The following is a 16,966-nucleotide window of genomic DNA, read 5'->3' on the forward strand; positions in this document are numbered from 1 at the left end:
GAAGAGTCAAAGCATGACAGAATTAAATCAATTAGTCTCTGAACAATTATTCGTGATCTTGTCCGTCGTGACCGTACTGGTTCTTTTTCTACTCCTGATCGTATTGATTCAGTCGGTGAAGATCAGCCGAATGCGCAAACGGTATGAGCGGATGATGGCGGGGGCAGGCGTGGAAGATCTGGAATCGTTATTGCTGAATTTGAAAACGCAGACCGACTCTGTAGAAGACGAGCAAGAAAAGCAGCGCCGTTCTTTAATGATGATCGAACAACGTCAGCGGATGTCGAAATCCAAACTTGGGATGAAGCGTTATAATGCGTTTTCCGATCAAGGCAGCGATCTTAGTTTCTCGGTAGCCCTTCTAGACGAATTAGACAACGGAATCGTGATCAGCGGTCTGCATAATCGCGATAGCTCGTATGTCTATGCCAAACCGCTTGAACAAGGCAGCTCCAAATATGCGTTATCTCCGGAAGAAAAAGAAGCGATTGAATTAGCACGACTCGAAGGTCGAACATGAATACTTTTGTGATGGCGTTCGATTCTTCGCAGCAAGCGCTTCGCGCAGAAATGCTGCTGGAACAAAAAGCGATTGTATTCGAAATGATTCCGACACCGAGTGAGATTACAGCCGGATGTGCGCTCAGTCTTTCTTTTTCTGCTCAAGAAGTAGACCGGATTATAGAGATTGTCAAAGCGGAACATATTGAAATCCGAGGTGTTTTTCGATCTAACCCATCTTCAGCTTCTGGAGACTCTTCTTTCGAACAATGGGTCTAATGCACTTCAGCAACGAAAGCCAATCCCGATGACAAAGACTACCCTAAGAGGCTTGCGGCAGTGGCATTCAGGTACAAACTACGAAACCAGGTAGCGAGGAAGGAGTGTTACGATTGTTGAATCCTTTTTGGATGTTAAGTGCAACAACAGGTACAGAAGGAACAGGAAATGAATCGGAACCGGGCGATACGGTCAAAGAAGCTTTATCTTTTACATCGAGTCTATGGGAGAAAGTCACAGATCCTGCGATGTGGTGGGGGCTTGCAGATACGGCGCTTCGAATCGTACTGATTGTTTTGCTTGTGCAGATTGCGATTCGTGTTTTTTACAAAGTGATCGATCGTGCTCTACTCAAGCAAAAACAACATAGTGGAGAAAATAAATTTCGCGTTAAACCGCGCCGCTTCGTCACGATCGGTAAACTGCTAAAAAATATGGTCGTTATCGTACTGAACTTTATGATGCTGATGTTGATTATTTCCGAACTTGGTTATGACCTGGCTCCGCTGATTGCGGGTGCGGGTGTGATCGGGCTTGCGATCGGCTTCGGCGCACAAAGTTTGGTGAAAGACGTCATTACCGGATTTTTTATCGTATTCGAAGATCAGTTCGCAGTCGGTGACGTGGTACAGATTGCGACGTTCAAAGGAACGGTTGAAGTCATCGGGCTACGTACGACTCGGCTGCGCAATTGGAATGGCGAAGTCTACGCGATTCCAAACGGAACGATCACGAATGTGACGAACTTCTCGCTAGCGGATGCTAAAGCTGTCATTGATATTCCGATGAGCGCCGACCGTTCGCTCGACGAAGCTAATCATCTCGTTGCACGGTCGTTGGAAAAAGTACGCAGCGAAAATCAGAAAGTGCTTGCCGATCCGAAAATTCTCGGGATTCAAGCGATGACGACAGGGGAGTATACACTACGAATCGCGGTGAGTTGCTCTCCGAACGCTCAAGCTGAAGTTGAAAGTATGATTCGCGGCGAAGTGAAAAGAGCGATGGAACGCAGCGATGCTTTGAAGCAAGCGTTGGCGGAAGAAGCGGAGCGTAACGCGCAATTGGAAGAAGAATCCAAGCCTTTGGTACTTACGGAGCCTAAATCCGAGGGACCAGGTAAGCCGGAATCGGAAAAAACGGATGCAGAAAAAAAGCCGAACACGGAAGATAAACCACATTCGGCGCAGTAAGTGAAAGGGGTGGCTTCGTTGGAGCGCAAAGTGTTTGGCCTTGGGGACATTGTACAAATGAAAAAGCCGCATCCTTGCGGGAGTAACGAAATGGAAATTATACGTATGGGGATGGATATCCGAATCAAATGTGTCGGATGTCAGCATAGCGTATTGATTCCACGGGTTAAGTTTGAGAAAAGTATGAAAAAAGTATTGAAATCAGCAGAAGCTGATTCGGAGTGATTTGTAGACTCCCACTATGGACTCCAAGGCAGCTCTATCTTTAGCTTATGGCAAGAGATGGATCCGACTTGGAGTCATTTGTTTTTCAAAAAGTTTTTTGTATATCCCGGCATAATAACACTTGATTTTTATATTTGCCTGCTATATAATAAATTCTGTTGTGACACTTATTTTTGGAGAGGTACCCAAGAGGCCCAAGGGGGCTGACTCGAAATCAGTTAGGCGTGTCAAAGCGTGCGTGGGTTCGAATCCCACCCTCTCCGCCATATTGTTACTCAGACTAACGACCGAGGGTCGTTTTTTTGTTTTGTAAAGGTTGAAAATGTAGTTGATGCCTATTACAAAGTCTGATATAATAATACGGTCCGGGCTTACAGCCCGTTCCTTGCTCCTGACTTGATTAGGGGCCTTAGACCAAAAGGAGGTGAAACATATGCGTAACTATGAAGTGATGTACATTATTCGTCCAGACGTTGAACAAGAAACTGTAGACGCTGCAATCAATAGATTCTCTGGCATCATCACTGACGGTAACGGCGAAATTACCAAGCACGATGCTATGGGTAAACGTCGTCTCGCGTATGAGATCAAGAAATTCCGCGACGGATTCTACGTTCTGACTAACTTCACAGCTGAACCAGCTGTTGTTACTGAACTTGAACGTGTCATGAAAATTTCCGATGATGTCATCCGCTACCTGATTACCGCAGTACCAACGAAGTAACAGTCGAGCTAATCGGCAAAGGAGGGGACCGAGATGTTGAACCGAGTCATTTTGATCGGCCGGCTGACACGTGACCCTGAGCTGCGGTACACGCCTGCGGGCGTAGCCGTAACCCAGTTTACGATTGCAGTCGACCGTCCGTTTACGAGCCAGGGTGGAGAACGCGAAGCGGACTTCATTCCGGTAGTTACCTGGCGTCAATTGGCTGAGACTTGTGCAAACTATTTGCGCAAAGGACGCTTGACGGCGGTAGAAGGCCGTATTCAAGTACGGAATTACGAGAATAACGAAGGTAAGCGTGTATACGTGACCGAAGTTATTGCCGATAATGTCCGTTTCCTAGAATCTTCGAATCGCGAAGGCGGATCGGGCCGCGAAGAGTCGTCTTCTTACGGAGGCGGCAATAATGGTGGCAGCGCTGGTGGTGGAAATCGTTCGGAATCGTCGTATGGCGGTAACAATAACGGTGGAAATCGCGGCGGTGGTAGCCAAGCTCCTCGCGGAGGCGGCAGCAACAATCAGGATCCTTTTTCCGATGACGGAAGACCGATCGATATTTCGGATGATGACCTGCCATTCTAATTATAGAAAGGAATGAATCGAATGAGCTTTAGACAACGTGATGCTGGAGACGGCGAAAGACGTCCTAGCGGCGGCCGTCGTGGTCGCAACAAACGCCGTAAAGTGTGTTTCTTCACAGTAAACAAAATCGCTTACATCGACTATAAAGATACGGATCTTCTTCGTAAATTTATCAGCGAGCGCGGTAAAATCTTACCACGTCGTGTAACAGGCACAAGCGCGAAATACCAACGCATGCTGACTGTTGCAATCAAACGTTCGCGTCAGGTAGCTTTGCTTCCTTACACAACGGAATAGTTCGAACTTTTAAGAGACGATTGGCTTTTGCCAATCGTCTCTTTTTGTTGATCAAAAGAAAGGTAATAAAAAACAAAGGCAATAAAAAAAGCTGTACAAATATGAAAACGTTCTTATAATAGAAGAAAATAAAAAAACCCGTGTTAACAAAAAAAGCTATCCTTTTACCATCGGTATGATAAAATGAAAAAAATCCCTGATTTAAAGTCTTATTCCTATAATACTTACTTAAACATGTCTTAATTTTGTTAGATAACCTTACATATTTGATTCTCGGTTTTTTTATTTTATTTAAAAAAGCTTATTTACATTCGTTTATCTGTTTTTTTATGCAGTTCGAAGTGATAAAACGTAGATTTATTTATAGAATGAATTACAAAAAGCTGCTTTTTATCAAAAAAAGGTATTGACGTGAATATAATTTACACGTATTATTGACAATAAATTTACCGCTGGTTCATTACATTGATGCACGATACAAGCGATTGTACGTCTTGAAATCGACCAAAGGTTAAATGTGAAAGAAGAATATGCGTTTATGCATATATTCTTAAGTCGGATACACCCGATGTACTAGCGGCTGATTCAGTTGACATAGTGCACGAGGAATTGTAATCCGAATGTCGATCGCCGTATGGAGGTTGTATGAAATAATCGAATGATTGCTCATTTCCGATTATTTTGATAGCTTTTTCTGTTTTTAAACTTCGATTAGGGGGATCTACATGAAAAAGAGACTATCTTTGATGCTCGTAACACTGTTGGCTTTTGGTTCGATTTTGGCTGCTTGCGGCGGGGAAGAAACGGCTTCGACCGATAACACGCCTTCTACAGAAACAACAACACCAGACACTTCGGGAGAAGCGGCTGAAGAAACCGGAGAAGCAGGCACAGACTCCGAAAGCGCAATTGGACTTACTGAAGCTGAAGATGTAACAACAGGTAACGAAACTGCACTGGCTCGTACGGATTCGGCAATTATCGGTACAGTAGCTCCTCAAGGTATTTTCAATCCGTTGTTCCACCAAACAAGTTACGACTTCTATGTAGACTATCTCATTTTCCCTTCTTTGACGAAAGTCAAAACAGACGGCACTTATGAAAACGATCTTGCCGACGATATTAAAATTTCCGACGATAACAAAACATACACGTTCCATATTCGTGATGACGCGAACTACAGTGATGGCACTCCGGTAAAAGCAAGCGACTACCTGTTCACGATGAAATTGTACATGGACGCAAGCTACGATGGTCAATCCGATCCGCTTAGCTGGAACGTTGTTGGCGCTGACGAATATAACAAAGGCACAGCAACGGACATCTCCGGTGTTAAAGTCATTGACGACAAAACCGTAGAAGTTACTGTAAGCGACTATGATGCTATGACACAAGTGAACTTGGGTGGTATTGCGCCTCTGTCTGAAGCGTACTACGGTGCTAACTACAAACAAGGCGAAATTGCAAGTGTCAAAGAATTCAATACAAAACCTATGGGCGCAGGTCCTTACAAGCTGACGAAATATGCAGCAGGTCAAGAAGTAGACTTCGAAGCCAACGAAAACTACTACGACGGCGCACCAAAAATTCCTAAACTGATCTACAAAGTAACAACAGATACGACAAACCTGGCTATGCTGCAAAACGGCGAAAGCGATTTGGACAATATCACCGTTACAGAAGACAACGTAGAAGAATTGAAAGCTGCGGGCTTCCTGGATGTTAATATCTTGAAAAACAACGGTTACGGCTATGTGGCAATGAACAACAAAAACCCAATGTTCGCAGACGTGAAAGTGCGTCAAGCACTGACTTACGGTCTGAACCGTGCAGAAGTCGTAGAAGCGGCTTACGGTCCTTACGCTGAAGTCATCAATATCCCGCAATCCGACGTATCGTGGGCTTACACAAGCGACAATATCGATCCTTACGATTACGATATTGAAAAAGCAAAATCTTTGCTGGACGAAGCAGGTTGGGTTGAAGGATCCGACGGTATTCGCGAAAAAGACGGCAAAAAGTTCGAAGTTAACTTCTCTGCAACAGCAGATAACCCAGTCGTTGACGCTCTGATTCCAATCATGACGCAAAACTATGAAGAGTTGGGCGTTAAACTGGTCGTAGAAACACTCGACTTCAATGCGATCATGGAGAAAAAAGACCGCGGCGATTACGATATGTTCTTCGCAGCTTGGGGCTTGACACCTGACCCGGATTCCACGGTGTACATCACAGACGGTGCGCAAAACAACTCCGGTTACTCGAACCCTAAAGTCGACGAACTGTACAAAAAAGGTAAAAAAGAATTGGACATCGAAAAACGTAAAGCAATCTACGCTGAAGCTTATCAATTGATCAATGCTGACGCTCCTGAAATTCTGATGTATCAAAGAACGAATATGCTGGGCATCAACGGAAGACTCGATGGATGGGATATTAGCCCGTACAAAGATTTCCCATTGAGCTTGCACCAAGTTGAAATTGCACAGTAATTACGTTTAATAAGATATTCGGTTATCCGATATGCTCAGCTCCTAACCAGAGCTGGGCATATCGATTTATATGCCAGAAGGAGACGTGTCAATGAGTCAGTACATCATCCGGCGTTTACTACAGATGATCCCGACTTTGATCGGTATTTCGATCATTGTTTTTGCCATTTCCCAGTTGGTACCGGGAGACTACATCACAGCAACGCAAAATCCGAATTTGACCGCAGAAAGAATTGCTCAACTGCGTGCGCTTTATGGTCTGGATCTGCCACCTGTTCAGCAGTACTTTGTTTGGGCAAAAAATATGTTAGTCGGGGATTTAGGTCAATCGCTTCAACATCAGATGCCGGTTACCGAAGTCATTAACACTTATGTATGGAACTCATTCATTATTGCCTTTTTCAGTTTTATCTTTAGTTGGATTATTGCTGCTTTTGTCGGGGTGTTTTCCGCACAGTTCCAATATTCCTTTTTCGACAAAGTGGTTACGTTGCTCGTATTCTTATTAATGTCGCTTCCGTCTTTCTTTATCGGTCTGCTTGCGATTAAATATTTCGCATTGGATATGAAATTATTGCCGACCGGAGGGATGACGACAGCTGGACTGAATGCTACCGGCTGGGCGTACATCAAAGACGTCGGCTTGCATATGTTTATGCCTGTCGTAGTCATGACGACTCTTTCTGTAGGCGGATTAACCCGTTATTTCCGTACCGGTATGCTGGAAGTCATCCGTCAAGACTATATTCGTACGGCGCGCGCGAAAGGCTTGAAAGAACGTACCGTTATTTTCAAACACGCTTTCCGTAACGCGTTGCTGCCAGCGATTACGTTGTTGGGTTTCGAACTGCCAGGTCTTTTCGGCGGTGCGATGATCTTGGAGCGGGTATTTAACTGGCCGGGTATCGGTCAGATTTATCTGGCTTCACTAAATTTACGCGATTATCCGTTGATGCTCGGGTTTACGATGTTTTTGGCGGTACTGACGCTTCTCGGAAACCTGATTTCCGATGTTTTGTATGGGGTTGCCGATCCGAGAATTCGTCTTAAGTAGGAGGGAGATTCATAGTGGAACAGCCGTCGCTAAACCGAACTGAGCAGCTGCAAGAGCAGCTCAAAATTGTAAAAGCCGAATCTCCTTGGAGAATCGCCATTCGTCGTTTTGCCAAAAACCGCCTGGCTTTAATCGGGCTTATCATTTTGTTTCTTATGGCAATCATTTGTGCATTTGGACCTTTTTTCTCGCCTTACGAATTGAACCAAACAGACATCAAAAACAAAAATTTGGCGCCGAATGCTCAATATTGGCTCGGTACCGACAAGCTGGGTCGTGACGTATTACTGCGCGTGATGCTGGCAGGACGAATCTCGTTGACTGTAGGGCTTGTCGCTACAGCGATTTCCGTAGTGATTGGGGCAACGCTCGGCGCAGTCGCTGGTTTTTATCGCCGCTTTGCGGATACGATCATCATGCGTATTGCCGATATCTTCCTAGCATTGCCGACTTTGCCAATCTTGATCACACTGGGCGCAATTTTGTCTGACCTTAAGATCGAACCTTCTAAACGAATATACTTCCTGATGTTGATTATCGGGATATTGGGTTGGGTCGGATTGGCACGTCTTGTGCGAAGCCAAATTCTGACGCTTCGTGAACAAGAATTTATGCAAGCTACGGAAGCACTTGGACTGCGCGATTCGCGTAAAATTTTCCGTCACTTGTTACCGAATACGGTTCCGATCATTATCGTATCTGCGACGCTTGGCGTAGCGGGTGCTATCTTGACCGAATCGGCACTGAGCTTCTTAGGTCTAGGTGTCGTACCTCCGACCCCTTCATGGGGAAATATGATTAATGCGGCGAACAATCTGATCGATTTCCGTAAACGTCCGTGGATCTGGATTCCGCCGGGTATGTGTATCCTCGTTACCGTAACAGCAATCAACTTGATTGGTGACGGTCTGCGTGATGCACTCGATCCGAAAATGAAAAGTCGCTAATAAATAATGAAGAAGTAGGAGAGACGAAATGGCAAAAGAATTAGTCGCATTCCGAAACCTAGAGACCCATTTTAAAACGTCTGCAGGTACTGTCAAAGCTGTCAACGACGTCAGCTTCTCGATTCGAGAAGGCGAAACGCTTTGCGTCGTCGGCGAGTCCGGCTGCGGAAAAAGCGTAACCGCGATGTCGCTGATGCAATTAATCGAATCTCCTCCCGGCAAAATCGTTGGCGGAGAAATCTTTTTCGAAGGTAAAGACCTGCTGAAATTAAGCAAAAAAGAGATGAGCCGGCTGCGCGGTAAAGAAATCGCGATGATCTTCCAAGAGCCGATGTCTTCGCTTAACCCGGTATTCACAATCGGGAAACAGATCACCGAGCCGCTGCTCTATCATTTGAATATGACGCAAAAAGAAGCGAAAGCCCGGGCGATCGAATTGATCACGATGGTCGGGATTCCGCGCCCGGATAAGATTTTCCATTCATACCCGCATGAACTAAGCGGCGGGATGCGTCAGCGGATCATGATCGCGATTGCGTTGAGCTGCGATCCGAAGCTGCTGATTGCGGACGAACCTACAACTGCGCTGGACGTTACGATTCAAGCACAAATCCTCGATTTGATGCGTGATATCAAAACAAAACGTAATACAGCTATCATGATGATTACGCATGACCTTGGTGTTGTTGCTGAAATGGCGGACTTTGTTGTCGTGATGTATGCGGGCAAAGTCATTGAAGAAGCTTCGGTACTGGAATTGTTCCGCGAGCCTCGCCACCCGTATACACAAGGCTTGCTCAAAGCAAAACCGGTTATCAATCAGCGTAAAGAACGATTGTATTCGATTCCGGGTCAAGTACCGAATCCGGTAGACTTGGGCGAAAATTGTCATTTCCATGATCGTTGTGAGTTCTGTATGGAAATATGCAAAACAAAAGCTCCGCCTTTGCGTGCGCATATCGATGGGCACAAAACGGCTTGCTGGTTGTATGAAGAGGAGGGGAAAGCACAATGAGCGAATCGACAGTTCCTTTGGAAAAGTCATATGTCGGCGGTAACGGCGAACCCCTCATCCAGGTTGAAAACCTTAAAAAGTACTTTCCGATTACAGGCGGTGTATTCCAACGTCGGGTAGGCGATGTAAAAGCAGTCGACGGCGTATCGTTTACGATCAACAAAGGCGAGTCTTTCGGTCTGGTTGGCGAATCGGGCTGCGGTAAAAGTACGATCGGTCGTACATTACTTCGTCTGAACGATAAAACCGATGGCAAAGTCTATTACGAAGGCAAAGATATGCACGAATTGTCCAAAAACGACCTGCGTAAGATCCGCACTAAAATGCAGATCGTATTCCAAGATCCATTCAGCTCACTTAATCCACGGATTAAAGTTGGCGATGCGATTGGCGAAGCTTTGCTGGATCACGGTCTGGTCAGTCGTAAAGAACTGAAAGAACGCGTCATCGAAACGATGAAAATTTGCGGTCTTGCCGATTATCATTACGATCGGTTCCCGCATGAATTTTCTGGGGGTCAACGTCAACGGATCGGGATTGCCCGGGCATTGATTATGAATCCTGAATTCATCGTTGCCGACGAACCGGTATCTGCACTCGATGTCTCGATCCAAGCGCAAATCATCAACTTGCTGAGCGATCTGCAACAGGAAAAGCAATTGACCTACCTGTTCATTTCCCACGATCTGAGCGTCGTCGAACATTTGTGCAACCGCGTTGGCGTTATGTATTTGGGAACGATGATGGAAATGGCGCCGACTGAAGAGTTGTTCAGCAATCCGCTGCATCCGTATACGAAAGCACTGATGTCTGCGATTCCGGTTCCTGATCCGACGCTCAAACGCGAGCGTATCGTCCTTCAAGGCGATATTCCAAGCCCGGCTAATCCGCCGTCTGGTTGCAAGTTCCATACCCGTTGCCCAATGGCTTCGGATATTTGCAAGCAAGAAGTTCCGGAATACCGGAATGTAGGCAACGAGCATTTTGTAGCGTGCCACTTCGCTTGATTTTTTAATAAAGGTTGTGTAAAGTCGAAATTTGGACATCTTGTTCAGATTTCGGCTTTTTTGCGTGTGATTTTCCGAAATGAATTTGTTAAAATCTAACTTTTTAAAAAAAGTTAAAATTTTTTTACTTTTTTGGAGACCAAACGACGGTTTCGTGCGTCTATAACAGTAACAAGGAAAGGAGCGGATCGATTTTGAAAAACAGGGGCATCTGGAAAAAAGGGATATTGATTGTGCTGGTCGCCTCGCTACTGCTGATTCCCCAGCAGTTGCTAGCCAGCAGACCGAAAGTCGAAGCGGCTGCTGCCGTGTTGATCGATGCGCAGACGGGCAAAGTATTATGGCAAGCTCAAGGAGATCGCGTCGTTCCTGCACCCGGTATTGCTCAGCTGATGAGTGAATGGTTGGTACTGGATGCGGTTCGAGGCGGTCATGTCGCTTGGGAAGATTCGGTACGCGTGGGGAATACCGAGAAGATTCAGCAAGCGTCGATGTCACCTTATCAAACAAGCGAGAGCCTTTCGCTTCGTGCGGACGATCAAATTCCGCTGAATGAGTTATTTATGGGGCTCGCTGTATCGTCGTCCAGTGAAGCCGAGAAAGTGTTGGCACGCTATACAGGCGGTTCGGAAAAGTCGTTCACGTGGATGATGAATGAAAAAGCACGCAGAATCGGGCTGTCCCCTTCGGCAGTATTTAAACCTAGCGAGACCGAAACGAAGCCATCTTCAAATTCTTCGAAGTCTGTACATAAAGGTGTTGCTTCCGGAAGTGCGATGACGGCAAAAGATGCTGCTATTTTATGCCGGTCATTGATCGAGGAACATCCCGAAATTTTACGCATGTCGTCGGTTACGCAGACCGAAATTAGTTCGCGCGGTATTTATATGACGAATACAAATGCGATGTTGCCGGAGTTTGCAGGCCCTCATGCGTATTACGGAATGGACGGACTCAAAGCATATGGTTCGAAGCAGCAAGGGTATTCGTTAGCAGGTACGGTGCAGCGCGACGGTCGCCGGATGATCGTGGTGATTTTAGGAGCCGATAGTCGGGAAAAAAGTTTTCGAGACGCTGGGCGGTTGCTCGATTACGGTTATGCGCAGTCCGGTTCTTTTGTTCAAAAAGCAACGTCTTGGCTAAAATTAGTATAAGAACTCCAATCGGCGACCGATATTCGGTCGTCGATTTTTACTTTGTACGCCTAATAAAGAGCGATATACGTTATAATAGAAAAGAAGCTTTGAGGATTGAGCCTTTTACTTTCAGGGTGATGAACAGAAGAGCCCTTTTTGCCTCAACAAAGTCATGAAGAAGGAGAAATCCGTTATGAATATCGCTTTTTTTCTGCTGCCTAAGCACGAAGTTGCTTTTGTGACCTTGGATGCTACACTTCGTCAGGTCATTGAACGTATGGAACATCATCAGTACACCGCGATTCCGATCATCGATAAAGAAGGTCAATATGCCGGAACCGTGACCGAAGGGGATATCCTTTGGCATATGAAACGTTCGGAAGGTCGGATTACTTTTGAGAACGCTTCACGTTTTTTGCTCAAAGAATTACCGCTTCGAATGAATAACAAACCGGTATCGATCGAGTCGGATATGGTGGATTTAATTAATCTATCGAAAATGCAAAACTTTGTACCTGTCGTAGACGATCGGAATCATTTTATCGGAATTGTACGTCGCAGTCAGATCATCGAATACTGTGCCGGTTTCGTGCCCAGACAAAACGAAGAAGCGCAGAATCGATAATGCGGCGAGTGCTCGGTATCGGGCGTCGCTGCGAATATGCTATAATGAGGGCTAAACTTTCATATCCGCACAAGAGGTGAATTTACTTGAAATTGCGTTTGTCTTCGGCGATGTGGGCGATTATCTACTTATTGATCCTGCTTTCGCTATTAACGCCGCTGTCCGCAATCCTGCTGCTGGTTATGATTGTTCCGGTAGCTGTACTTTATGCCTCACTACGCGTTAACGTATTTTGGCTGCATATCGTGCCTGTACTTGTGATTCTCGGTCTTTTTTCGGGTTCGTTAGCACCGTATACGCTACTTTTAGCCGGTTATTTTTTGGTTACGGGTATCGTTATGGGGCATTTGTACAAAAAAAGAGCGCCTGCGCTGCAAACGATTATGTACGGAATGGGTACGCTGATTGGAACGTTGCTCATTTTACTCGTTGCCGCCAAATGGATGCTCGGCTTCAATCTATCTGATTACGTGAGCCAATTTGTGCATCAGACATTCGATCCGTTATTGGTGGTTGCCGAAATGAATCCGATGTTGAGCAATCAATGGAATCCGGATTTTATTTTCGCTCTAGCTAACCAGACCGTGATGATGATTCCGCTTGGCATTGCGATGAGTTCGTTCGTGCTTGCAGTCGTGACTCATGCGATTGTGCGTCCGATTTTGTCTTCAATGGGCGTTAATGCACCCAAACTTCGCGCTGCGCATGAATGGAAACTTCCTCGCGCATTGATCTTTTACTATTTTGTCGTGGTCATTATTGAATTGGTAACGTTCGATCAAGGCGATGGATTTTGGAAAATGGCTGCGGTCAATGTGCTTCCGCTGCTTCAATTCTGCTTCATTATTCAAGCGATCGGATTCTGGTTCTTTATCGGGCACATCAAAAAGTGGCATCGAGCTCTGTGCATACTGATGGCGGTCGTGACGGTCATATTCCCTCCGATGCGTATCATCGGGATTATCGACCTCGCTTTCCCACTGCGCGAGTTCATTACAAGACCTAAACGATAGGGTGGGGAAACCATGCCGAATTTTTTGTTAAGACGCTGGTACGGTTACCGAACCGTTTGGGCATTTCTGTTGTTACTGTTGTTGACGGCTGTAGTTGGCTACTATAACTGGCAGATCGGTCTGCTTTCGTTATGTGTAGTCTTGGTCGTCGGCTATGTAATGATTCGTTTAGAAATGAAATTCAGAACGGAATTGGCTGAATACACCACGACGCTTTCGTACCGCGTAAATAGTATTGAAGGGGAGATTACGAGCCGTTTGCCGTTTGGTCTGCTTTTATATGACGCTGAACGTACGATTGAATGGCATAATCGGCAAATCTCTCAACTTTTTAAATTGGATAGTGCAGTCGGTCTGCCTTTGGTAGAGATTTTACCGGGCTTGCCTGCGCTGAGTCGAGAAAAAAAAGATGGATCGAAAGAGCCGCTGAGTCTGGTACGGGCAGAGATTGAAGTCGGAGGCGAGACTTACGACGTTCGTGTATATCCGGAAGAACGGCTGATCTATCTGCAAAAAATGACCGAAATGGCAGAGTTGCGCGAACGTTACGAAAAAGAAAGTTTGGCGCTCGGCGTATTGGTTCTCGATAATTTGGATGAAGCTTTTCAAGGGATGGACGATCAGCAGCGGACGCTAACGATTGCTCGCGCGGCGACTCTGATTACCGAATGGGCACGTCAACATGATGTGTATTTGCGGCGTCTTTCCAGCGAACGCTATATGATGCTTCTCAATCAGGCGGCGCTGGAAAAGTTGGAAAACACGCGCTTTGTTATTTTGGATGAAGTTCGCGAAGCGACAAGCGATTTGAAGGTACCGATGACGCTCAGTATCGGGCTAGCTTGCGGCAGCGAAAAGATCAGCGAGTTAGGCGCTTTGGCGCAGTCCAGTCTGGATATGGCACTTGGACGCGGAGGCGATCAAGCGGCGGTCAAAGTCGGACAACGATTATCGTTTTACGGCGGTCGATCGAATGCGGTCGAAAAACGGACTCGCGTACGCGCCCGGGTTATCGCACATGCGCTGCGTGATTTGATGAAGCGTAGCGATCACGTGTTGATCATGGGGCATCAAAATCCGGATATGGACGTGATCGGAGCTGCCATCGGAATGCTCAAAGCAGCAGACCGACTCGATGTAGAAGCGAGTATCGTGCTTAATGGCGACAATCCTTCGATCAGCAAAATCATGGAGCGGATTCGCGCCGACCAGACGTTGGAAGATCGGTTCGTGAATTCGGAAGAAGCGCTATCGATGATGACCGAACGTACATTGCTTGTCGTTGTCGATACGCATAAGCAATCGCTCACGATCGAGCCGAAGCTTGTGCAGCGCGCGAAGCAAGTCGTCGTGATCGACCATCATCGCCGCAGCGAAGAATTCATTAATGAAGCGGTTATCGTTTATTTGGAGCCTTATGCGTCTTCGGCAAGTGAGCTGGTGACGGAATTGCTGCAATATATTCACGACAATATGACGCTTAGCCCGCTCGAAGCGACGACGTTACTTGCGGGAATCACGATGGATACGAAGCATTTTACGCTCCATACCGGTTCTCGTACGTTTGAAGCCGCAGGCTTTTTGCGCCGCAGCGGAGCGGATACGATCTTGGTGCAACGGGTATTGAAAGAGGATTTGAGCGAGTATATCTCGAAAGCAGATATTATCAAAAATGCTCGCGTCGTGATGGGCGGCGTAGCGATTGCGGTGACGGACGAAGACCGTCAATTCCCACAATTGTTGATTGCGCAAGCTGCCGATACGTTATTGAATATGACAGACGTGAACGCATCGTTCGTGATCGGTAGTCGTCCCGACGGGCTCACGGCAATCAGCGCACGCTCATTTGGCAAATTGAATGTACAAGTTGTGATGGAACGTCTAGGCGGTGGTGGGCATTTGACGAACGCGGCTGTCCAATTGGATATTCCTCCGCGCGAAGCCGAAAAGAAACTACTTACCGTACTTGAAGATATTGAAAAGGAAGAGGGGCTATTCGAATGAAAGTTATTTTTCTAAAAGACGTAAAAGGTCAAGGCAAAAAAGGTGACGTTAAAGAAGTATCCGAAGGTTACGCACAAAACTTTTTGTTCAAAAACGGCGTAGCTAAACCAGCAACCGACGGTAACGTGAAAACGCTCGAAAATCAAAACGCGGCCGAAGTAAAGCGTAAAGAGGAAGAAAAGCAAGAAGCGGTCGAACTTGGCAAAAAGCTTGAAGAAGTGATGATCGAGATTAAAGCGAAATCCGGCGAAGGCGGCCGTTTGTTCGGCGCGATCACAAGCAAACAAATCGGCGAAGCGTTGTCCAAAAAAGGCTTCAAAATCGACAAACGCAAAATCGAGCTTGAAGAACCGATCCGTACATTAGGCGTGACGCAAATCCCGGTTAAATTGCACAAAGAAGTTAAAGCGACGCTCAAGGTTCAGGTTTCGGAGGAATAAGATGAGCGAGGATCTCTTTTTCGATCGGATTCCGCCGCAAAATCTGGAAGCAGAGCAAGCTGTACTGGGTGCGGTCTTGCTTCAAGCCGAAGCGCTTATTACCGTCATGGAAAAGATCACCGCTGACGATTTCTACGACAAGTCGCACCAGATGATATTCGAGGCTATGGTCCAGCTCGGAGAAGAGAGTCAGCCGATCGATCTGGTGACGCTGACCTCGTTGCTCAAAGATAAAGGACAGCTAGAAGATCTTGGCGGAGTCAGCTATTTGGCGAAATTGGCACATGGCGTTCCAACTGCCGCTAACGTCGAATATTATGCGCAGATGATCGAAGAAAAAGCGATGCTGCGCAGATTGATTCGTACCGCTACGCAAATTGTAAGCGAAGGATATACGGGCGGCGAAGACGTCGGATTGATGTTAAGCGATGCCGAACGTAAAATTCTTGAAATTTCGAACCGCCGCTCAAGCGGCGGTTTTATCGCGATTCGCGACGTTTTGATGGAAGTCTTCGACCGTGTGGAAATCATGCATCAAAACGCGGGCGGCGGCGGAACAACGGGAATTCCTTCGGGCTTTGTCGACTTGGATGGGATGACGGCAGGATTTCAGCGCAATGACTTGATCATTCTCGCGGCGCGTCCTTCTGTCGGCAAAACGGCGTTTGCTCTAAACGTAGCGCAAAATGTCTCCGTTCGTGCAGGTGAGACGGTCGCGATATTCAGTCTGGAAATGTCAGCCGCACAGCTTGTCCAGCGGATGATCTGCGCCGAAGCGAATCTGGATGCAAGCGTGATGCGGACCGGCGAATTCAAAAACGACGAAGATTGGACGAAACTCACGATGGGAATCGCCTCGCTATCCGAAGCGGAGATTTATATCGATGATACGCCGGGGATCACGGTCGCCGATATTCGATCCAAATGCCGTCGCTTAAAAAAAGAAAAAGGCTTGGGCATGATCGTTATCGATTACTTGCAACTGATTCAAGGTCGCGGTAAATCGGGCGAGAACCGCCAGCAAGAAGTCTCGGATATTTCGCGTACCTTAAAACAAATCGCGCGGGAACTCGAAGTTCCGGTTATTGCTTTGTCCCAGCTGAGCCGCGGCGTTGAGCAACGGCAAGACAAACGCCCGATGATGTCCGACCTTCGGGAATCCGGTTCGATCGAGCAAGATGCGGATATCGTAGCGTTCTTGTACCGGGATGACTATTACAATGCAGATACGGAAAAAAAGAATATTATCGAGATCATTATCGCCAAGCAGCGGAATGGACCTGTCGGAACGGTGGAGTTAGTCTTTTTGAAAAACTTCAATAAGTTCGTTAATTATGAACGTGCCCATGATTCGTTCGCTGGATAAAGATTACCGAGAATGAAATACAAAAAAAGCCGTCGGAAAAGTTCCGGCGGCTTTTTGATCTACAATCTT

At 46.5% G+C, this 16,966-nt stretch carries 18 protein-coding genes and 1 tRNA gene; all 19 read left to right on the forward strand.

All coding sequences use genetic code 11. From position 1 onward, the window contains the following. Positions 1-13 precede the first annotated feature (13 nt). The 19 genes from NOM90_RS12970 (at position 14) to dnaB (ending at position 16,897) form a co-directional block, all read left to right on the forward strand. Complete coding sequence (locus NOM90_RS12970; RefSeq protein ID WP_255942485.1) at positions 14-520, forward strand: DUF4446 family protein; 507 nt, start codon at positions 14-16, stop codon at positions 518-520. Continuing rightward, positions 517-780, forward strand: a complete 264-nt coding sequence (locus NOM90_RS12975; protein ID WP_255942486.1) for a putative Se/S carrier protein — start codon at positions 517-519, stop codon at positions 778-780. The genes NOM90_RS12970 and NOM90_RS12975 overlap by 4 nt, the downstream gene beginning before the upstream one ends. 104 nt (positions 781-884) lie before the next feature. Continuing rightward, positions 885-1,970, forward strand: coding sequence for a mechanosensitive ion channel family protein (locus NOM90_RS12980; protein WP_370866608.1), 1,086 nt, complete (start codon positions 885-887; stop codon positions 1,968-1,970). 18 nt (positions 1,971-1,988) lie between these two features. Continuing rightward, positions 1,989-2,195 (forward strand): DUF951 domain-containing protein, encoded by a 207-nt coding sequence (locus NOM90_RS12985; RefSeq protein WP_255942488.1) that lies wholly within the window; start codon positions 1,989-1,991, stop codon positions 2,193-2,195. A 175-nt stretch (positions 2,196-2,370) separates the two neighbouring features. Further along, positions 2,371-2,461 (forward strand) — tRNA-Ser (locus tag NOM90_RS12990). 167 nt (positions 2,462-2,628) lie between these two features. Continuing rightward, positions 2,629-2,919, forward strand: a complete 291-nt coding sequence (gene rpsF, locus NOM90_RS12995) for a 30S ribosomal protein S6 (RefSeq protein WP_255942489.1) — start codon at positions 2,629-2,631, stop codon at positions 2,917-2,919. A 33-nt stretch (positions 2,920-2,952) separates the two neighbouring features. Next, complete coding sequence (ssb, locus tag NOM90_RS13000) at positions 2,953-3,501, forward strand: single-stranded DNA-binding protein (protein WP_255942490.1); 549 nt, start codon at positions 2,953-2,955, stop codon at positions 3,499-3,501. 21 nt (positions 3,502-3,522) lie between these two features. Then, entirely contained in the window at positions 3,523-3,798 is a 276-nt protein-coding gene (gene rpsR, locus NOM90_RS13005) for a 30S ribosomal protein S18 (protein WP_255942491.1), read from the forward strand. Positions 3,799-4,523: 725 nt separating this feature from the next. After that, positions 4,524-6,290, forward strand: a complete 1,767-nt coding sequence (locus NOM90_RS13010; RefSeq protein ID WP_255942493.1) for an ABC transporter substrate-binding protein — start codon at positions 4,524-4,526, stop codon at positions 6,288-6,290. Between the two features lie 91 nt (positions 6,291-6,381). Further along, the gene (locus tag NOM90_RS13015; RefSeq protein WP_255942495.1) at positions 6,382-7,344 is read left to right on the forward strand and encodes an ABC transporter permease; all 963 of its coding nucleotides are present in this window, start codon (positions 6,382-6,384) and stop codon (positions 7,342-7,344) included. Positions 7,345-7,391: 47 nt separating this feature from the next. Then, complete coding sequence (gene opp4C, locus NOM90_RS13020; protein ID WP_255943019.1) at positions 7,392-8,291, forward strand: oligopeptide ABC transporter permease; 900 nt, start codon at positions 7,392-7,394, stop codon at positions 8,289-8,291. 28 nt (positions 8,292-8,319) lie between these two features. Further along, positions 8,320-9,306 carry an ABC transporter ATP-binding protein gene (locus tag NOM90_RS13025; RefSeq protein WP_255942497.1) on the forward strand — a complete coding sequence of 329 codons (987 nt, stop codon included), beginning with the start codon at positions 8,320-8,322 and terminating at the stop codon, positions 9,304-9,306. Further along, the gene (locus NOM90_RS13030; protein ID WP_255942498.1) at positions 9,303-10,313 is read left to right on the forward strand and encodes an ABC transporter ATP-binding protein; all 1,011 of its coding nucleotides are present in this window, start codon (positions 9,303-9,305) and stop codon (positions 10,311-10,313) included. Before NOM90_RS13025 ends, NOM90_RS13030 begins: the two co-directional genes overlap by 4 nt. Before the next feature lie 194 nt (positions 10,314-10,507). Continuing rightward, a complete protein-coding gene (locus NOM90_RS13035; protein ID WP_255942499.1) occupies positions 10,508-11,467 on the forward strand; it encodes a D-alanyl-D-alanine carboxypeptidase family protein in 960 nt (319 codons plus the stop codon). A gap of 175 nt (positions 11,468-11,642) precedes the next feature. Beyond that, positions 11,643-12,074 carry a CBS domain-containing protein gene (locus tag NOM90_RS13040; RefSeq protein ID WP_255942500.1) on the forward strand — a complete coding sequence of 144 codons (432 nt, stop codon included), beginning with the start codon at positions 11,643-11,645 and terminating at the stop codon, positions 12,072-12,074. An 86-nt stretch (positions 12,075-12,160) separates the two neighbouring features. After that, positions 12,161-13,087 carry a DUF2232 domain-containing protein gene (locus NOM90_RS13045; protein WP_255942501.1) on the forward strand — a complete coding sequence of 309 codons (927 nt, stop codon included), beginning with the start codon at positions 12,161-12,163 and terminating at the stop codon, positions 13,085-13,087. A 12-nt stretch (positions 13,088-13,099) separates the two neighbouring features. Beyond that, positions 13,100-15,091, forward strand: a complete 1,992-nt coding sequence (locus NOM90_RS13050; RefSeq protein ID WP_255942503.1) for a DHH family phosphoesterase — start codon at positions 13,100-13,102, stop codon at positions 15,089-15,091. Beyond that, positions 15,088-15,531, forward strand: a complete 444-nt coding sequence (rplI, locus tag NOM90_RS13055) for a 50S ribosomal protein L9 (RefSeq protein ID WP_255942504.1) — start codon at positions 15,088-15,090, stop codon at positions 15,529-15,531. Before NOM90_RS13050 ends, rplI begins: the two co-directional genes overlap by 4 nt. 1 nt (position 15,532) lies before the next feature. Then, complete coding sequence (gene dnaB / locus NOM90_RS13060; RefSeq protein ID WP_255942505.1) at positions 15,533-16,897, forward strand: replicative DNA helicase; 1,365 nt, start codon at positions 15,533-15,535, stop codon at positions 16,895-16,897. Positions 16,898-16,966 lie beyond the last annotated feature (69 nt).

The organism is Saccharibacillus sp. JS10, assembly GCF_024436065.1.
GTDB lineage: Bacteria > Bacillota > Bacilli > Paenibacillales > Paenibacillaceae > Saccharibacillus.